Source organism: Hymenobacter sp. BT491, from assembly GCF_014349165.1.
Taxonomy (GTDB): domain Bacteria; phylum Bacteroidota; class Bacteroidia; order Cytophagales; family Hymenobacteraceae; genus Hymenobacter; species Hymenobacter jejuensis.
On sequence record NZ_JACSJJ010000002.1, the window covers coordinates 657,122 to 672,022 of the forward strand.

At 54.3% G+C, this 14,901-nt stretch carries 14 protein-coding genes; 5 read left to right on the plus strand and 9 right to left on the minus strand.

What is annotated here, in order from left to right:
• Window positions 1-65: 65 nt before the first annotated feature.
• Both H9I52_RS08525 and H9I52_RS08530 read right to left on the minus strand, forming a co-directional pair.
• Window positions 66-1,127: a RimK family alpha-L-glutamate ligase gene (locus tag H9I52_RS08525; RefSeq protein WP_187453516.1), complete on the minus strand. Its 1,062-nt coding sequence runs from the start codon at window positions 1,125-1,127 to the stop codon at window positions 66-68.
• Between the two features lie 66 nt (window positions 1,128-1,193).
• Window positions 1,194-1,901: an alpha/beta fold hydrolase gene (locus tag H9I52_RS08530; RefSeq protein ID WP_139516955.1), complete on the minus strand. Its 708-nt coding sequence runs from the start codon at window positions 1,899-1,901 to the stop codon at window positions 1,194-1,196.
• 142 nt (window positions 1,902-2,043) lie between these two features.
• On the opposite strand from H9I52_RS08530, the gene H9I52_RS23220 reads away from it, so the two are divergent.
• Window positions 2,044-3,558 (plus strand): alpha/beta hydrolase-fold protein, encoded by a 1,515-nt coding sequence (locus tag H9I52_RS23220; RefSeq protein ID WP_316248016.1) that lies wholly within the window; start codon window positions 2,044-2,046, stop codon window positions 3,556-3,558.
• Between the two features lie 339 nt (window positions 3,559-3,897).
• Here the strand turns inward: H9I52_RS23220 and H9I52_RS08545 are convergent, their stop codons facing one another.
• From H9I52_RS08545 to H9I52_RS08555, 3 genes are all read right to left on the minus strand, one after another.
• Entirely contained in the window at window positions 3,898-4,518 is a 621-nt protein-coding gene (locus tag H9I52_RS08545; protein WP_187453517.1) for a helix-turn-helix domain-containing protein, read from the minus strand.
• Between the two features lie 85 nt (window positions 4,519-4,603).
• A complete protein-coding gene (locus tag H9I52_RS08550) occupies window positions 4,604-5,485 on the minus strand; it encodes an SDR family oxidoreductase (RefSeq protein ID WP_187453518.1) in 882 nt (293 codons plus the stop codon).
• 157 nt (window positions 5,486-5,642) lie between these two features.
• Window positions 5,643-6,071 (minus strand): DUF3127 domain-containing protein, encoded by a 429-nt coding sequence (locus tag H9I52_RS08555; RefSeq protein ID WP_139516958.1) that lies wholly within the window; start codon window positions 6,069-6,071, stop codon window positions 5,643-5,645.
• Window positions 6,072-6,200: 129 nt separating this feature from the next.
• Here H9I52_RS08555 and H9I52_RS08560 point away from each other — a divergent pair, with 129 nt between their 5' ends.
• On the plus strand, window positions 6,201-7,184 hold the full coding sequence (locus tag H9I52_RS08560; protein ID WP_187453519.1) for an isoaspartyl peptidase/L-asparaginase family protein: 984 nt from the start codon (window positions 6,201-6,203) through the stop codon (window positions 7,182-7,184).
• Window positions 7,185-7,274: 90 nt separating this feature from the next.
• On the opposite strand, the gene H9I52_RS08565 is transcribed toward H9I52_RS08560, so the two are convergent.
• Window positions 7,275-8,186, minus strand: a complete 912-nt coding sequence (locus H9I52_RS08565; protein ID WP_187453520.1) for a cyanophycinase — start codon at window positions 8,184-8,186, stop codon at window positions 7,275-7,277.
• Between the two features lie 94 nt (window positions 8,187-8,280).
• Window positions 8,281-10,089 (minus strand): M1 family metallopeptidase, encoded by a 1,809-nt coding sequence (locus H9I52_RS08570; RefSeq protein ID WP_187453521.1) that lies wholly within the window; start codon window positions 10,087-10,089, stop codon window positions 8,281-8,283.
• Window positions 10,090-10,371: 282 nt separating this feature from the next.
• Between H9I52_RS08570 and H9I52_RS08575 the strand changes: the two genes are divergently transcribed.
• On the plus strand, window positions 10,372-12,135 hold the full coding sequence (locus H9I52_RS08575) for a murein L,D-transpeptidase (RefSeq protein WP_187453522.1): 1,764 nt from the start codon (window positions 10,372-10,374) through the stop codon (window positions 12,133-12,135).
• 447 nt (window positions 12,136-12,582) lie between these two features.
• Entirely contained in the window at window positions 12,583-13,233 is a 651-nt protein-coding gene (locus H9I52_RS23305) for a helix-turn-helix domain-containing protein (protein ID WP_187453523.1), read from the plus strand.
• Window positions 13,234-13,258: 25 nt separating this feature from the next.
• On the opposite strand, the gene gvpC is transcribed toward H9I52_RS23305, so the two are convergent.
• The gene (gene gvpC, locus H9I52_RS23310; RefSeq protein WP_187453983.1) at window positions 13,259-13,345 is read right to left on the minus strand and encodes a gas vesicle protein GvpC; all 87 of its coding nucleotides are present in this window, start codon (window positions 13,343-13,345) and stop codon (window positions 13,259-13,261) included.
• A 687-nt stretch (window positions 13,346-14,032) separates the two neighbouring features.
• On the opposite strand from gvpC, the gene H9I52_RS08590 reads away from it, so the two are divergent.
• Entirely contained in the window at window positions 14,033-14,203 is a 171-nt protein-coding gene (locus tag H9I52_RS08590; RefSeq protein WP_165699443.1) for a hypothetical protein, read from the plus strand.
• A gap of 86 nt (window positions 14,204-14,289) precedes the next feature.
• Here H9I52_RS08590 and H9I52_RS08595 read toward each other — a convergent pair whose 3' ends face one another.
• Complete coding sequence (locus H9I52_RS08595; protein WP_187453524.1) at window positions 14,290-14,778, minus strand: hypothetical protein; 489 nt, start codon at window positions 14,776-14,778, stop codon at window positions 14,290-14,292.
• Window positions 14,779-14,901 lie beyond the last annotated feature (123 nt).

The following is a 14,901-nucleotide window of genomic DNA, read 5'->3' on the forward strand; positions in this document are numbered from 1 at the left end:
AACAATACCCGTAACAAGCGCCGGATGGGCCCCGCCGTATGGTACGGCGAGGCGCCAAGCGGAGGTTACTCTTTTTTAGCAGTCTTTCTGGGTTTTGGAGCAGCTTTTTCGGCCGTCTCTTTCTTGGCGGCTGGGCGTTTGGCAGCGGCTTTTTTGGCAGGAGCCGCGGCCGGCACAGACCGGGCCGCCGAATTGTGCACAAACGTACCCCAAGTCAGGTTGTCCTGGCCGGGCTTAAAGGCGTTGGCGCGCTCAATGGCCAGATTAGCAGCGGCTTCTACCACCCACTCAAAGTTTTGCTGGCCCACCGAGTTCACGTCGGCATCGGGGGCGGGGTTGCCGAAGTCGATGGCGATCGGGATGCCGTCGCGCACCGCAAATTCTACGGTATTGAAGTCGTAGCCCAGGCCGTGGTTGAGCTTGAGCACGTAGTCTTTCATGGTGGCCAGCAGCTTTTTACCCGCATCGCCGGTGGTTTTCATCTCGGTGGCGTAGCGCAGATGCGGCTCGTTGCGCGGCTCATACGGCATAATGAGCACGTCCTTGCCCCCGATGCAGTAGCAGCGGAAATAGTCGGTGAAGTCGATGGCTTCCTGGAGCAGCATTACCAGCTGACCGGTTTCTTCGTAGGCCCGGAAAAAGTCGTGCGGGTTGTCGAGTTTGTACACGCTTTTCCAGCCGCCGCCGGAGTGAGGTTTCATAAACGCCGGAAAACCAATCTTTTGGAAAGCTTCTTCCCAGTTCGTCCAGCGCAGGTTACGGAACGAGTTCTCGGACGTATCGTCGGGGCGTTGCTTCGAAGGCAGCAGCAGCGTGCGCGGCACGGGCACACCGAGTTGCACGGCCAGCGCATTGTTAAAGAACTTTTCGTCGGCCGACCACCAGAACGGGTTGTTGATGACCGCCGTGCCGGTGAGGGCCGCGTTTTTAAGGTAAGCCCGGTAAAATGGCACGTCCTGCGAAATGCGGTCGATGATCACGGCGTAGTCGGTGGGCACGTTCTGCTCGACCAGATCAATGCTGACAAATTCGGCCATAAACCGGCCCGACGTCTTCTGGTTTACCCGCTCGACAAAGGCCTGTGGGAACGTGTTTTCCTGACCGAAGAGGATTCCTATTTTTTTCATCGCGAAAGTCTTGTAGTGTAAGAACTTGATTGTAAGGGAGTTATTAGGAGAGATGCGTAGGCTGAACTAAGGCAACAGCGACAGGTAATGCGGAAACATCTCGCGCCATACGGGCCAGTCGTGGGTGCCGTGGGGGCGGACGTCGAGCCAGTGTTGGATACCCTTGCGGGTCAGGATTTCCGACATTTGGTAGTTCGAGCCTTTGCAGAAATCGTGTTCGGCCGTGCCCAGCACGATGTTCATGTGCTGAAAAAGGTCGCTGTTGGCATTGGACATAAAATCGGGCGGGTTGTGGTAGTAGACGTTGTCGTCGTAGTGCCCGTCCAGAAATTGTTTGATGTCGAACGCGGCGCCCATGGTGAAGAGGTGCGCCACCTGCTCGGGGTGACGAAACGCGTAATTCAGCGCCTGATACCCGCCAAAGCTACAGCCCGCCACGCCAATCTTGTCGACGTGGCATTCGCGCTGCAACATCGGAAACAGCTCTTCGCTAAGCATTTGGTCGTAACGCGTATGGTTGTCAATCCGTACCGACGGATGCAAGTGCTTGGCGTACCACGTATGCCGGTCGACGCTGTCGATGCAATAGAGCTTGATTTTGTTGTTGTCGAGAAACCACCGGACCGAGTCGACGAGCAGAAAGTCCTTCGCTTCGTAATACCGGCCCATCGAGGTCGGAAAGACGACGATAGGGTAGCCCATCTGGCCAAAAACCAGCATTTCAAGATCGTGGCCGAGGTGATGCGAGTAAAAGGGCCGGTAATGTTCCTGCACGATACGGCGGGCTTAAGTGAAAGATGAGACCTACAATTGGAGAAAAGTAACAAAGAATTTCATTGCTCCTAGCATTACTGCGTGTCGAGTCGCAAAAAGGTAACTTGCAAGATTAAATTCAGAGTAGAGTGATTTACAGGTGATGAGCGTTGCTTCTTTTACATCGCGAGTGCCGGCTGCCGTGGCCGTGCACCCGGATTCCATTTTGTCTATTCCCTTGAAGCGTACGGTGCACTTCGAAGTCGTGTTGCCCGCCGACTTCGATCCGGCCGCGTCCGTCGCCTATCCGGTCCTGTACCTCAACGACGGCCAGGATCTGGCGCGGTTGCGGCTGAAAGGCACTTTAAATACCTTATACCGCCAGCAAGCTGTGCGGCCGTTTGTGCTGGTTGCGATTCATGCCGGCGAGCGAATTCAGGAGTACGGCACCGCTGCCCGCCCCGATTTTAAAGCGCGGGGCAGCAAAGCAAAGCAGTACGCAGAGTTTGTGCTAACGGAGCTATTGCCTTATGTACAAGGCAAATACCACGTCAGCGCCGATCCGGAGCAGGCGGTTTTTGGGGGCTTTTCGCTGGGCGGGCTGTCGGCTTTCGACTTAGTGTGGCATCATCCGGAGGCATTTGCGCGGGCCGGAGCTTTTTCGGGGTCATTTTGGTGGCGCAGCAAGGCCATTGAAGACGGCTACCTCGATTCCGACCGCATCATGCACCAACTCGTGCGCCACGGGCAAGCGCATTCGAGCCATCGGTTTTGGCTCCAAACCGGCACGCTCGACGAAACCAACGACCGGAATCACAACGGCATCATCGATTCCATCGAAGATACGCTCGACCTCATGGCCGAGCTGACGCGCCACAACATCCCGGATCAACACATTCGATACGTGCAAATGACCGGCGGCCGCCACGACCAGCAAACTTGGGGCCGCGCCATGCCCGATTTTTTGCGGTGGGCATTTGGCGCGCTCGAAGGCGAGCAGCCGCGGTACGGGCAGTCCAAAGCGCATCTTATTTCCAACCGAAATTGGGCGAGTCGGCGGCGGCTGGCAAAACAACGGCGCAAACGCGTGTCCGAGAAGAATTTTCTCGATTACTTAGCGGCTCCAACTCCCGTTGTCGCTGCCATGAACTCCCAAACCCGCCCCGTATCCGGTCAGTACCCGGTGTATTACGACGAAAGCTATTACCCTCGCGTCCCGGCGGGTGCCGATCCGCTGGAGTTGCTGGAGCAGCAAACTGCTGAGCTGCAACAACTTCTGGGCGGCCTCAGCGAAGAGCAGGCCCTTACGGCCTACGCGCCGGGCAAATGGAGCATCAAGGAAATGGTGCAGCACCTGACCGATACCGAGCGCATTTTTGCGTATCGGGCGTTGTGCATTGCGCGCGGCGAAACCCAATCGCTGCCGGGCTTTGACGAAAATACCTACGCTGCCGAATCGGATGCTAACAGCCGGACACTGAGCGAATTGCTGGCTGAAAACGAAATGGTGCGCAAGTCCAGTCTGGCTCTATTTCGGAGCTTTCGGCCCGCCCAGCTCGACCGTGTGGGGTTGGCCAATAATAATCCCATCAGCGTGCGGGCACTCCTGTACGTATTGCCCGGCCACGAAGCCCATCACATAAACGTGTTGCGCGAGCGCTATTTGCCGTTATTGTAGCCACAATGCAGACAACACCGGGCTGCGGCTCTGCGTTATCTGCACAATCACACCGTTTCACCCAATATCCTTACCGTCATGGCCAAAGCCCAGGAACCCCGAAAAGAAAAGAAAAAAGAGCCTGCCAAAACCACCAAGGAGAAAAAGGCTGCTAAGGAGGAAAAGAAAAAAGCTCGCGAAAGCCGTAGCGAATAGCCAGCCGCACGACGCAGCAAAGCCCTCTTTCGCCCCCATGCTTTATGAGGGCGAAAGAGGGCTTTGCACTGAATCAGGGGGAGAGATTGTTTAGTTTAGATTTATAAGATTATTTTATAAGTATTTGATTGTCAAATACTTATATTACAGCGTATAAAAGGGTTCTTTCTCGCGGTCGTGGTGGCGGATGTAGCCGTGCAAGGTGAGTTTGATGAGCGTGCGAAAGGCGCGGCGCTTGCCCAGGTTGAGCAATTTCATGTATTCGGAAAGCGTAATGCGCGGGTGGGTGCGCAAATAGTCCAGCACGGCGAGCTCTTCCTTATTTAGAGGGATGCGTTCAAACTGCGTCGGTTGCTTTTCGAGTACTTTTTCCGTTATCGTGCTGGTTTGCACACTTTCGTCGCGCACCCGGACGTAGCCGCGCCAATCGCCGTCGGCTACTTGGGCGCGGTGTGGCTTGCGGCTGCTCTCAGCCACCGTCACAATCACGACTACCCGGCCTTCTTCCTCCACTTCCCGAAACTGCAAGGTGAGAGGCGGCTCTACGTAGTGCTCGGCCGCTTGGCGCAGCACATATATTTCCTCTTCCGCATCGCGCACGCCCACGATGCGGCCGTCGTCGTCGACGCCCACCAGCACCCGGCCGCCGTGGGTATTGGCCAACGAAGCCAGCGTGCGCGAAATGCGAGTGGGGTGGGTGGTCTTTTTTTTGAACTCCAGCCGTTCGCCTTCGCCCTGTGCGATTAATTCCCGAAGCTCAGACATGTTATTAGTAACCTGCGAAAGCCCCTAATAGGTGGCTTTCTATAGAGTTGTTTCGGTTAAATGATTGATTGTCAATAATTTATATTTAAGCACTGATACCCGTCTCTTCCTCTGAAATGCGCCATAACCGCGTGGCATCCAGCCGATTTTGAGCGGCCGCGGAGGGAGTAGTGACTTTCGAGCCCTTAAAATATTTGCCGCTGATGCTGGCCACATCGGGCGAGGCCGCCAAGTAGATGCTCGTGCGGGCGCCCCGCTCGGGGCTGATCATAAACGGTTTGGCAATCCACCAGAGCGCCTTCATCAGCAGCGAACTGTTGGGGTTGATCAGGCCGGTATTGACCATGCCTGGGTGCAGGCAGTTCGCGGTGATGCCGGTTAGCTCTAGCCGGTGTGATAACTCATTGGTAAACAAAATGTTAGCGAGCTTTGAATCGCAATAAGCCGTGAGAGAGCTGTATTTGTCGGGTGCGTTACGGGCCTCTTGCGAAAATTCGATCTGGCCGAGCCGGTACGTGTCGGAAGCCACCGTGATGATGCGTGCTTGTTTGGCCTCCAGCATCAGGGGAAGGAGTAAATTGGTAAGCGCAAACGGGGCCAGGTGATTGGTGGCCCAGCTCAGTTCGTGGCCTTCGCTGGTGAGCGTAAACTGGCCCGGCATGATGCCGGCGTTGTTAACTAGGATGTCAACCTTGTCGTAGCGGCTCTTTATGTCGTCGGCCAGCGCCCGCACGTTGGCAATTAATGACAGATCGCAAAGCAGAATGTCCAGTTTGGCTTCCGGCCCGATGGCTTGTTCGATAAGGGCGCGGGCTTGTTCGGCTTTGTCGGGGTTGCGGCATACCAATGCCACCCGCGCCCCACGCCGGGCCAATTCGCGGGCCGTAACCAAGCCAAGGCCGCTGGAGGCACCAGTCACGATGGCCGTTTTGTCGCGCAGAGTTAGAGGGGCAAGAGAACCAGCCATGTACAAAAGGGAAAAAGAATCGGAGGTGTAAACGAAGAAACGCTACTGAGAAGTTGTCGCTTTTTGCGAAAGCACTCAAAAGTAGGAGGACAGCGCACAAAAAATGCCGCTCCTTGCGGGAGCGGCATTTGAAATGAAAACCAGCTCGCTGGTTTGCTTAGAACGGCAGATCGTTGTCGTCGTCGCTGGCGATGGGCGCAGCGGGCTGAGCACGCAGGTTGGGGTTCTGGTTAGCCTGGGGTTGACGCGGAGCCGGCGCGGCTTGCTGATTGCTGTAGCTACCGCCTCCCGAAGAAGCACCGCCGCCACTGGCAGCTTCCAGTTTCCAGGCTTCGAGGTTGGTGAAGTACAGCATCTGGCCGTTTTTGTTGAACCCGCGGCCACGCAGGTTGAAGGTTACCTTCACTTCGTCTCCTACTTTGTAAGAATCGATGAGAGCGGTTTTATCCTGCACCAGTTGGAATTTGATATGCTCAGGATACTGGCCTTCCACGACTTCCAGCACGAATTCGCGCTTGCGGAATTTCTCGCTCACCTGCTGTTCGTCGAAAATTTCGTGCAGGCGGCCGGTAGCTTCGTAAGCCATAAGAAAGAATAATTAAAGGAGTTGAAACAGTAATTCAAACGTACGAAAAAAAACCGACGAAGGCCATGTTGAAAGCGGCCAATGCCCCGCTCGGCTGCGTACTTTTGTGCCCTCTTTTACATCTTGCTCATGACCAACAAATTGGCTTTGGCTATCCACGGCGGCGCCGGCACCATTGCCCGCGCCACCCTGACCAGCGAGGCAGAGATAGCCTACCGGGCTGCGTTACAAACTGCTTTGGAAGTAGGCTATGCCGTGCTCACGGCGGGTGGGCCCGCTCTTGAAGCCGTGGAAATGGCCGTGCGCAGCCTTGAAGACTGCCCGCTTTTTAATGCCGGACGCGGCGCCGTGTTTACGCACGAAGGCCATCACGAGATGGATGCCGCCATTATGGATGGCCGCAACCGAGCAGCTGGTGCTGTCACGGGCGTTCGTACGGTGCAGAACCCGATTCGGGCCGCGCGCTTAGTAATGGACAAAACAGAGCATGTACTGCTCGCGTGGCCCGGTGCCGACGAATTGGCCCGCGAACATGGCTTGCCTACCCAGCCCGTCGAATATTTCTTTACGCAACATCGCTACGACCAATTGCAAGAAGCCCTGACCGAGGGCCGCATGCGGCTCGACCACAGCACCTCTCTGCAAGCCGAAGCCCCGCTCGCCGAGCCCGGCGCCATTAACGAAGATCCCAAAAAGAAAATGGGCACGGTCGGGGCCGTGGCTCGTGATATTAATGGCGACCTAGCGGCGGCTACCAGCACCGGCGGCATGACCAACAAGCAATATTCCCGCATCGGCGACTCTCCCATCATCGGCGCCGGCACTTTCGCCGACAACCGTACATGCGCCATTAGCTGCACGGGCCACGGCGAATTTTTTCTGCGGGCCGTGGTGGCGCATGATATTTCTTGCCTGATGGAGTACCGCGGCCTGAGCTTGGCGGAAGCTTGCCGCGTGGTCGTGCACGACAAGCTGGCGCCTATGGGCGGGGAAGGCGGCCTCGTGGCAGTCGATGCGCTCGGCAACGTGGCGCTGCCTTTCAACTCCGAAGGCATGTACCGCGGCAGCCTGACTTCCACGTCGGATTTGGTGGTACATATATATAAGGAGTAGCTACAGGCTTTAGAAAGCAGTGGCCGCCTAACGCAACGGGCCGCATCCCTTAGGAATGCGGCCCGTTGCGTTAGGCGGCCACTGTGCTAGCTACAAACTAGCTTCCTGTTTCTCAACCGGAGTTGGAGTTACGTGCGCTTCTTTGTTGACGTAAAACTGCCGCTCCTGAATATCATAGACGTTGCCTTTGGCCAGCACGTGCATGGTTAGGTTTTCGACGGAAAGGGCCGCGCCTTTTTTGGCGGCAGCGGCATTATTATGCTGAATGTTGTGGCCGTCGACGATGATGACCAGGTTCGAGCCGATCGTTTCGATCAGGTTGCCGCACGTGATGAGCACGCCGGTGTCTTCCCCCAACCCGATGCCGATGAGCTTGGGGTGCAAACTCACCGATTCGATGAGGCGGCCAAAGCGGCCGCGCTTCACAAAGTGCGAATCAATCACGACGTTGTGAATCAGGTTCAGACCCGTGCCAATCTTTACGCTGCCTTTCATCAACGCGTCCGGTACGCTGCCGCCCCGAATCATGATGTGCGACATGGCCATGGCGCCGGCACTCGTGCCCGCAATCACAAAGTTAGACTCGGCGTGGTAACGAGCCGAGAGGCGCTCGAGGAACTCGGTGTCGCCGAACATCTCCCGCAAGCGCGACTGGTTGCCGCCGCTGAACATAACGATGTCGGCCTGGAGCAGGCGCTCCAAGTATTCGGCTTTGCGAGCATCCGCGGGCGTGCGAATGTCCATGATGCCCACTTTCAGGCAGTTTAGCATCGCAAAGGAAGAAACGTAGATTTTGCCTACTTCTTCTGGGATCATCGAGGCCGTGGTGATGACTTCGATGCGCGGATCGGTCTTCCCCGACTCCGTGACGATGCGCTTCAGAATGCCCAGCTCAAAAAAATTGAGGTAGTACTTCTTCTTGGTGCGAGGGTTGGGGTAGGTACCTTTATCTTCATTGCCACCGATGGCAATCAGTTTACCGAGAGGTCTTGGATCTTTCAACGCAGGGGAAATCAACTAATCAAGTAAGTCAAAACACAAAAGGACAGGCCTTACACTTGGGCAAGCAAGCTTCGGGCCACTCACCTTGTACGGCTCAGTTCGTCTTTCGGCCTACCAACACGTCGAGCGTGCTGGTTGCGACCGAGTGATAATTGGGGCGCGCTTCGGCATAAATCGCCTGGGCTCGCTCCCGGCCGCCAAGAGTTGCCAGCAACGCTTTGTAGAGCGGCACCAGAAATTTGCGGCGGCCCACCCGGATTAAAAACCGGTGCACAGCCTCGTCAACGGGGTGGTAGCTCGCGGCTATGGCCTTTGGAAACCAAGCAGTTAGGATTTCTGCATTGCCCGACTGGGTAAAACCAAATGCAGTGTCCAGATCTAATAACTGATTGATTGACAAATTGTTAGGTAAACCATGTAAAAAGTGCGTCCATTCGTGGCTGCTCCAGCCAGTGGTGTCGAGTACGGCGGCGGGTGTGCCGTGTAACCAGCTTTGCAGCGTGGCTTCCACTGCCTCGAACCGAACCGAAGCCACCCGCGGCGCCACCGCCGGAATGCCCGGCTGGTTTACCCAGGCGTCCAACTGCAGCTTCTCCTCTAGGCCCGGTTCTTTGTCCAAAAGCTCCCGCCGGAGGTAGCCGATAAAGGAAGCTGTATCCATCGACTGGAAGCTATGCGACGTGAAGTACTCCTTGATAAAGGCATCCAATCGGGCGCGGCCTACTAGATTTTCGAGTGTAAGCAGGAGGTAGTCGCCTTTTTCGTAAGCAATTTCATTTAGTCCTTCATCAGGATCGCGGCCGGCCAGGTCCAGATGGAGGTGGGTGTCTTTGCTCTTCGGACCTAGTTCTTCGATGGTGTGCAGCAGAGCCGTATGACCCAGTACCTGCAACATATCGGAGTAGGGGCGCCCGTAAAGCTTCTCCATAATGCGCCGCTCGAAGTAAACCGTGAAGCCTTCGTTAAGCCAGAAATCATTCCAGGTAGCGTTGGTCACCAAGTTGCCCGACCAAGAATGAGCCAACTCATGGGCCACCAAGCTGGTTAGGCTGCGGTCGCCGGCCAGAATCGTGGGCGTTACAAATGTTAATCTTGGGTTTTCCATGCCACCAAACGGAAAACTCGGCGGCAGCACCAGCAAATCGTACCGATCCCAGCGATAAGCGCCGTAAAGGTCTTCCGCAGCGGTAACCATTCTCTCGAGGTCTGCAAATTCATAAGTCGAGGCGGGCAGCGTAGCCGGTTCGGCATAGATGCCAGTGCGAGAACTAAGGGGAGCAAATGCCAGGTCACCGACCGCCAACGCCATGAGGTAAGCTGGAATCGGTTGCTCCATGCGGAAATGATACTGACCTGCTGGATCCAGGGCTTGTGGATTTTCGGCACTCATCAGCGCCAATAGCTTGGCCGGTACGCGAACGCTTGCTTCGTAGGTGAAGCGCACGCCGGGAGAGTCCTGGCACGGAAGCCAGGTGCGCGCAAGAATCGCTTGCGATTGGGTAAACAAAAAAGGATGCTGCCGGCCGGCCGTCTGCTCCGGGGTGAGCCACTGCAAAGCGGCCGCGCCCGGAGTGGTACGGTAACGAACCGTGACCGCAGTAGTGTCGGGCCGGATAGCAATGCGCAGCGACTGGCCCAGCACCGGATCGGAGGGCCCAAGCTCGAAAGCCGTTGGCTCGCCGGTGGGGCCACCCAGCAGAACTGCTTCAACGTCGAGGTCACGGGCGTCGAGCACCAGCTCGGAGGCCGCGCCGAATTTTTGAAACTGCCAGGTCGCGTATCCGCTTAGGGAGCGGCTCTCGAAATCAACTACAAGGTTCAGCTCTAAATGCCTCACTACCGCATCGGCCGGCTGAGCATGTGTGTGAGGATCGGGGGAAAGCAGGGCAGTAGTGGCAGACATAACAGGCAAGCTAAGACTGAGCTTTGGGAGAAGACGTGAGGGGAAACGCCAAAGATAGCCAAAAGGCAAAGTGCAAAACGCCGGGATATTATTTACAACTGTATAGCAAAACTTCTAACTTGCGGTGCAAGGTGTGTCCACGCATTACGGTTGAGCAGTAACCCTGCAAGACGTATTGTAGTAGAACGGGCAAAAATTGGGAACCGCTTCGGTAAGCTTTTTGCCTACGGGTTCTCAGGTTATTCATTCCACTCGCTCTCAAGCGCACACCTTCTCTGCTTCATGAAACCATATTTTTTTTCCACCTTCTTTACTTCGCTTGTGTGCTGGCTCCTTGGGCTGGTGCTGCTGGCTCCGGCTGCTTCGTGCAGCCAGGATCAGAAGGCGAAACTGAAGGATGCTCTGCCCGACGGCCTGACTACGAAAGTTGCCGGTCCCCAGCCCAAGTTGGATAGCGTTTACGTGGCCCGCCAGATGCTGGCAGAGCCTGCGTTTAAAGACCAATGGGAATGGGGTAAGAAGTTTTATAAAGAGCGGGACTACCGATTAGGTTGGTTCCGCAACCACGAACTCGTACCGCAGGCAAAGACTTTATTGGGGGTCATCAACAAGGCTGCCGATGAAGGTCTGGACCCTAAGAAGTATCAAATCAAGGACTTCGATAAGCTGTTCGCTGAGTTTGAAAAGTCAAAATCCGACTCAACCAAGCGCAATGCGCTGGAAAAACAGATTGATGTAGCTCTATCGGGTACCTACTTCAATTGGGCCTCCGATTTTTATCGGGGCACCGTAAACCCGCGTGAAGTCAAGAGCATCGACTGGAATGTGAAGCGCAACAAGATTAAGCTTCACAAGGCACTGATGACTATCCTGAAGGAGCGCGACAGCACGTATCCATACTACGAGTTTGAGCCGCTGCACCCCGAATATGAGCGGCTGAAAAAGGCTCTGGCGGATTACCGGGCTTTGCAGCGCAACAGCAATTGGCCTGTAATTCCGGCGAATACTCGCCTCAAGCCCGGAGCTTCCTCTCCGACTGTGGCGCTGTTACGGCAGCGATTGTTGGGCGTAAAAGCAGCCGCTGAACAGCCCGGTACTACGCCCGCTCAAACGGTTTCCAACGGTGGGGCACAACCCGCTGCGGCCGCCCCAAACCAAGTGTACGACGCTGAGTTGGTCGCGGCGGTAAAGGAATTTCAGGAAGATAATGGGCTAAAAGCGGATGGCATTGTGAGCGGCGAAACGATCCACCAACTCAACGTTCCGCTTAACGATCGCATTGACCAGATCATCCTGAATATGGAACGGTGGCGCTGGCTGCCCAAGCGTTTTGAACCTAGCTATCTGCTCGTCAACATTCCAGAATACACCCTTCATATAGTGGAGGAAAACAAGGAAGTTATGTCCATGCCCGTAATCGTGGGCAAGACGTTGAACGCTACTCCAGTGTTCAGCGACAAGATGGAATACGTGGTATTGTCGCCCTATTGGAACGTGCCTATGAGCATTATTCAGAAGGAACTGAAGCCCAAATTGGAGGTTGATCCGGTAGGGACTCTTGAGCGTCTGGACATGGAAGTTGTGAAGGGATACGGTAGCAAAGCCGTGCCCGTAGACCCTACTTCAATTGACTGGGCCAACGTGGATGAGAAGAATTTTAAGTACACGGTTCGCCGTCGGCCAGGACCCAAAAACGACCTCGGTGACGTGAAGTTTATCTTCCCTAACTCGCAGGATATCTATCTCCACGACACGCCCCACGATGAGCTTTTTAGCCAGGCGAAGCGTGGCTTCAGTCACGGTTGCGTGCGCGTTGCAGAGCCCATTAAACTGGCTGAGTACCTCCTGCGCAACAAGCCCGGCTGGGATGAGACGAAGATTCTGGACGTGATTTCACAGCGGCAGGAGCAGTACATTACTCTGCCCGAAAAGCTACCGGTATACCTGGTATACTTCACTGCTTGGGTTGACGAAGGAGGGAAAGTGCACTTTCGCGACGACATATACGGCCACGACAAAGCCTTGGCCAAAGAGTATTTTAACTAGGAGTAGAACTTAGCTTTCCCCAACGTACTCCCTGAAGTTGCTACTGTACTCAGCTTGAATATGCTCATCTGACTTCGCTTAAGTAGCGTACGAACAGTGATGACATTGACTAGCCCTAACGCTGGTTGCCGTAAGGTAGCCAGCGTTATTTTTTTGCCCTTATATCTGCTTTAGCACAGGCGCATAAGGGATAGTCTAAGGAGAGAATAAATACTGGATGTGCTCTACTTAGATCTACTCCACTGTAGCGTAGGTAGAAATCTTGGAGTAGGAGCTACAAGGGGCATAGTTTACATATGTTTTACAATAGTAAACCGTATTGCCTTTGGTTTACTATTGTAATATTCAGAATTACAAGTCTGTTGCATATTGTAAACTTCATTCATGGCGTTGAAGAGGTGATTTTTTAGCCGTACATTTGTAAATCACACTCTTTTGTAGGCTTTTATGCTCGAGCGTATCCGGGAAATTCTGACGAAGCGCCAATTGACGCCTACCCAGTTCGCGGACGCTATCGGGGTCGGCCGGCCAATCATTAGCCACATTCTCAGCGGCCGTAATAAGCCTAGCCTGGAAGTAGTGCAGAAGATTATTGCAGCGTTTCCAGACCTTTCTCTGCCGTGGCTTCTGAGCGGCGTAGGCGAAATGGTAGCTGCTCCCGGAGGTGTAAATGCTGCTACAACTACAGAACAGCCTGAAAACAGCGCATTAGCGGCTTCTCCTGCCCGCAAAACAGCTCCAGCACGTTCTGATAAGCCAAGGGTGCCTGCTAAGCCCCTACAGGCCTCTAATGACGTCGTGGATGCTCTGGAACACAGCGAGACGGTTACCAGTAGTACAGCATCAGTGGCTCCTGGTAGCGCCCCTGTTGCGGAGGTAGTGCCTACTATAGCGCCCCCGGCGTTCTCCTCTGATCCCACTCCGAGCGCGTCCAAGGTATCTGCTGTATTACCGCCGGTTGTTGCGCCAAGTGTGACTTCAGATGCTACGGCTGCAACGCTGGCAGGCTTGACATCACCTGAAAAAGCAATCCGTCGAATCGTGATTTTCTATCAGGACGGGACCTTTGTCGACTACCGCCCGGAGGCTGCTAACTAGCCTGTTAACCTTCTCCGTAGCTCGGCTATGGGCGCAATTCTTGCCGGCAGTTTTTTGCTTGATAACTCCTCTCTTTCTTGGTTCTTGATAAGGAATTGAAAAGCCAGTGCAATTTGGCAGACTGGCTTACCTTGCTTCTACTTGGCTGGTATTTCGTAGCTAACTTGAGGCGCTATTGATCAATATACCTGAGACGTTGACATGTTAAAAGCAAACCTTTTAAGCTTGATTAAAGAGCAACTTAACTTGTTTAATTATCAAAAAATAAATATCTATTTATCAGATAGTTATGTATTTGTTATTGAAGTTTAAGAGAAGATATATAGGGGTATATTTTGTTTGTCTAATTTATTAGAATAGTTATAATTATATCATTTCTTCAGCTGATAAGAGTTATGATCTTCTTTGCTAAGCTTTTTAACAAGGCTTGAGTATGAGATAAGTGAAAATTTCGATCAATAATGAGCCGCCAATGGCGTTAGCATGGATAACACGGTCAGCTTAACAGAGGAGCTTTAGATAGTCTGAGTGGTGAGAATGTAAAAGCGCTAAGTCCTATCTGCGGCATTTGACAGAGTACAGAGTGTATAGTAGAAATATTGTTTACAAATCTAATATGAATGTTATATGCAGGAGAGGGTCTTTTAATTAGGAGAGTTAATAGTTAACATTTCTATCAAGTTGCCATGCGGGCGGCCCTATGCGAAACTTGTGCCAGAAGGGCTCGTAAGAATTGCCGAATGCACCTTAAGCGTCCGGAATGTTTGCCGGTCTTGGAAGCGGTGCTTACCTTTGGATCATGAAAAAGTCCCGTCTGCTCCTTCTGTTTGCCGCTTGTGCATCGCTGTACCTGACGTCCTGCTCGCAGGCTCCCGACGCTGAAAAAGATCCTGCGGCTGATGCTGCCTACAAGCGCAGCCACCGCGCTGAACTGTACCGTGAGGCCCAGCGCAGCAACGTGAACTACTAAGCACGGGCGAGCATAAGCGCAACCACATAAAAAGCCCCGCCGAATCCGATTCGGCGGGGCTTTCGTGTTTGACAACCCGGTCTTGGTTAGCTCATGAGCAACTGGCTCGGGGCGGCCTGGGGGGCTAGCTGCAAATCAGGGAGTTGAATGCCGGCCAACAGTTGGTTCTCTAATAAATCGGCCCAGGTACGCAGGTACAGCACTACATCGTCGCGCTGGTTGTGGCGCATGGCATTGCGACGCTCAAAAGGAATAAGAGATCGGATAGCCGGGTCGGAAAGGCGCTCCAAATGCGTCAGATCGGTGCGCGTAAAGCCCAGGGCCAGCATCTCGTCGATGGTATGGTCGATGGGCAGGCCGCTGGTTGGACAATAGTCGATGAGCTGGCGCTCCCAATCGCCGTAGCGCTGCATGGCGCGGGCGTGAATTTCCCCCTTGGAAAGGTGCGTGATGGTCTGGGCGAGGTGGCCGCAGTTGCAGCTGCCCATGTGGCCCCATTGGTAGGGGGCCTGCGAAGCAAGACGCTGGGCCGTATCGCGTAGCGCCTGAATAACGGAAAGTGTGCTCTTGGCCATGGAGGAGAACGTAGCGATCAGGTTTGGTCAGAAATACGAATACTTCCGAGGCTATAATTACGTGCCACACTGTTTTGTTTCAACCAAACGCATAAAAGCAAGGCCCACAACCTGATAGGTCGC

Coding starts and splice junctions, on each gene's coding strand:
- H9I52_RS08575 (WP_187453522.1), top strand. CDS start 10,372: ATGAAACCATATTTTTTTTCCACCTTCTTTACTTCGCTTGTGTGCTGG.
- H9I52_RS23220 (WP_316248016.1), top strand. CDS start 2,044: ATGAGCGTTGCTTCTTTTACATCGCGAGTGCCGGCTGCCGTGGCCGTG.
- H9I52_RS08525 (WP_187453516.1), bottom strand. CDS start 1,127: ATGAAAAAAATAGGAATCCTCTTCGGTCAGGAAAACACGTTCCCACAG.
- H9I52_RS08590 (WP_165699443.1), top strand. CDS start 14,033: ATGAAAAAGTCCCGTCTGCTCCTTCTGTTTGCCGCTTGTGCATCGCTG.
- H9I52_RS08570 (WP_187453521.1), bottom strand. CDS start 10,089: ATGTCTGCCACTACTGCCCTGCTTTCCCCCGATCCTCACACACATGCT.
- H9I52_RS08555 (WP_139516958.1), bottom strand. CDS start 6,071: ATGGCTTACGAAGCTACCGGCCGCCTGCACGAAATTTTCGACGAACAG.
- H9I52_RS23305 (WP_187453523.1), top strand. CDS start 12,583: ATGCTCGAGCGTATCCGGGAAATTCTGACGAAGCGCCAATTGACGCCT.
- H9I52_RS08595 (WP_187453524.1), bottom strand. CDS start 14,778: ATGGCCAAGAGCACACTTTCCGTTATTCAGGCGCTACGCGATACGGCC.
- H9I52_RS08560 (WP_187453519.1), top strand. CDS start 6,201: ATGACCAACAAATTGGCTTTGGCTATCCACGGCGGCGCCGGCACCATT.
- H9I52_RS08550 (WP_187453518.1), bottom strand. CDS start 5,485: ATGGCTGGTTCTCTTGCCCCTCTAACTCTGCGCGACAAAACGGCCATC.
- H9I52_RS08545 (WP_187453517.1), bottom strand. CDS start 4,518: ATGTCTGAGCTTCGGGAATTAATCGCACAGGGCGAAGGCGAACGGCTG.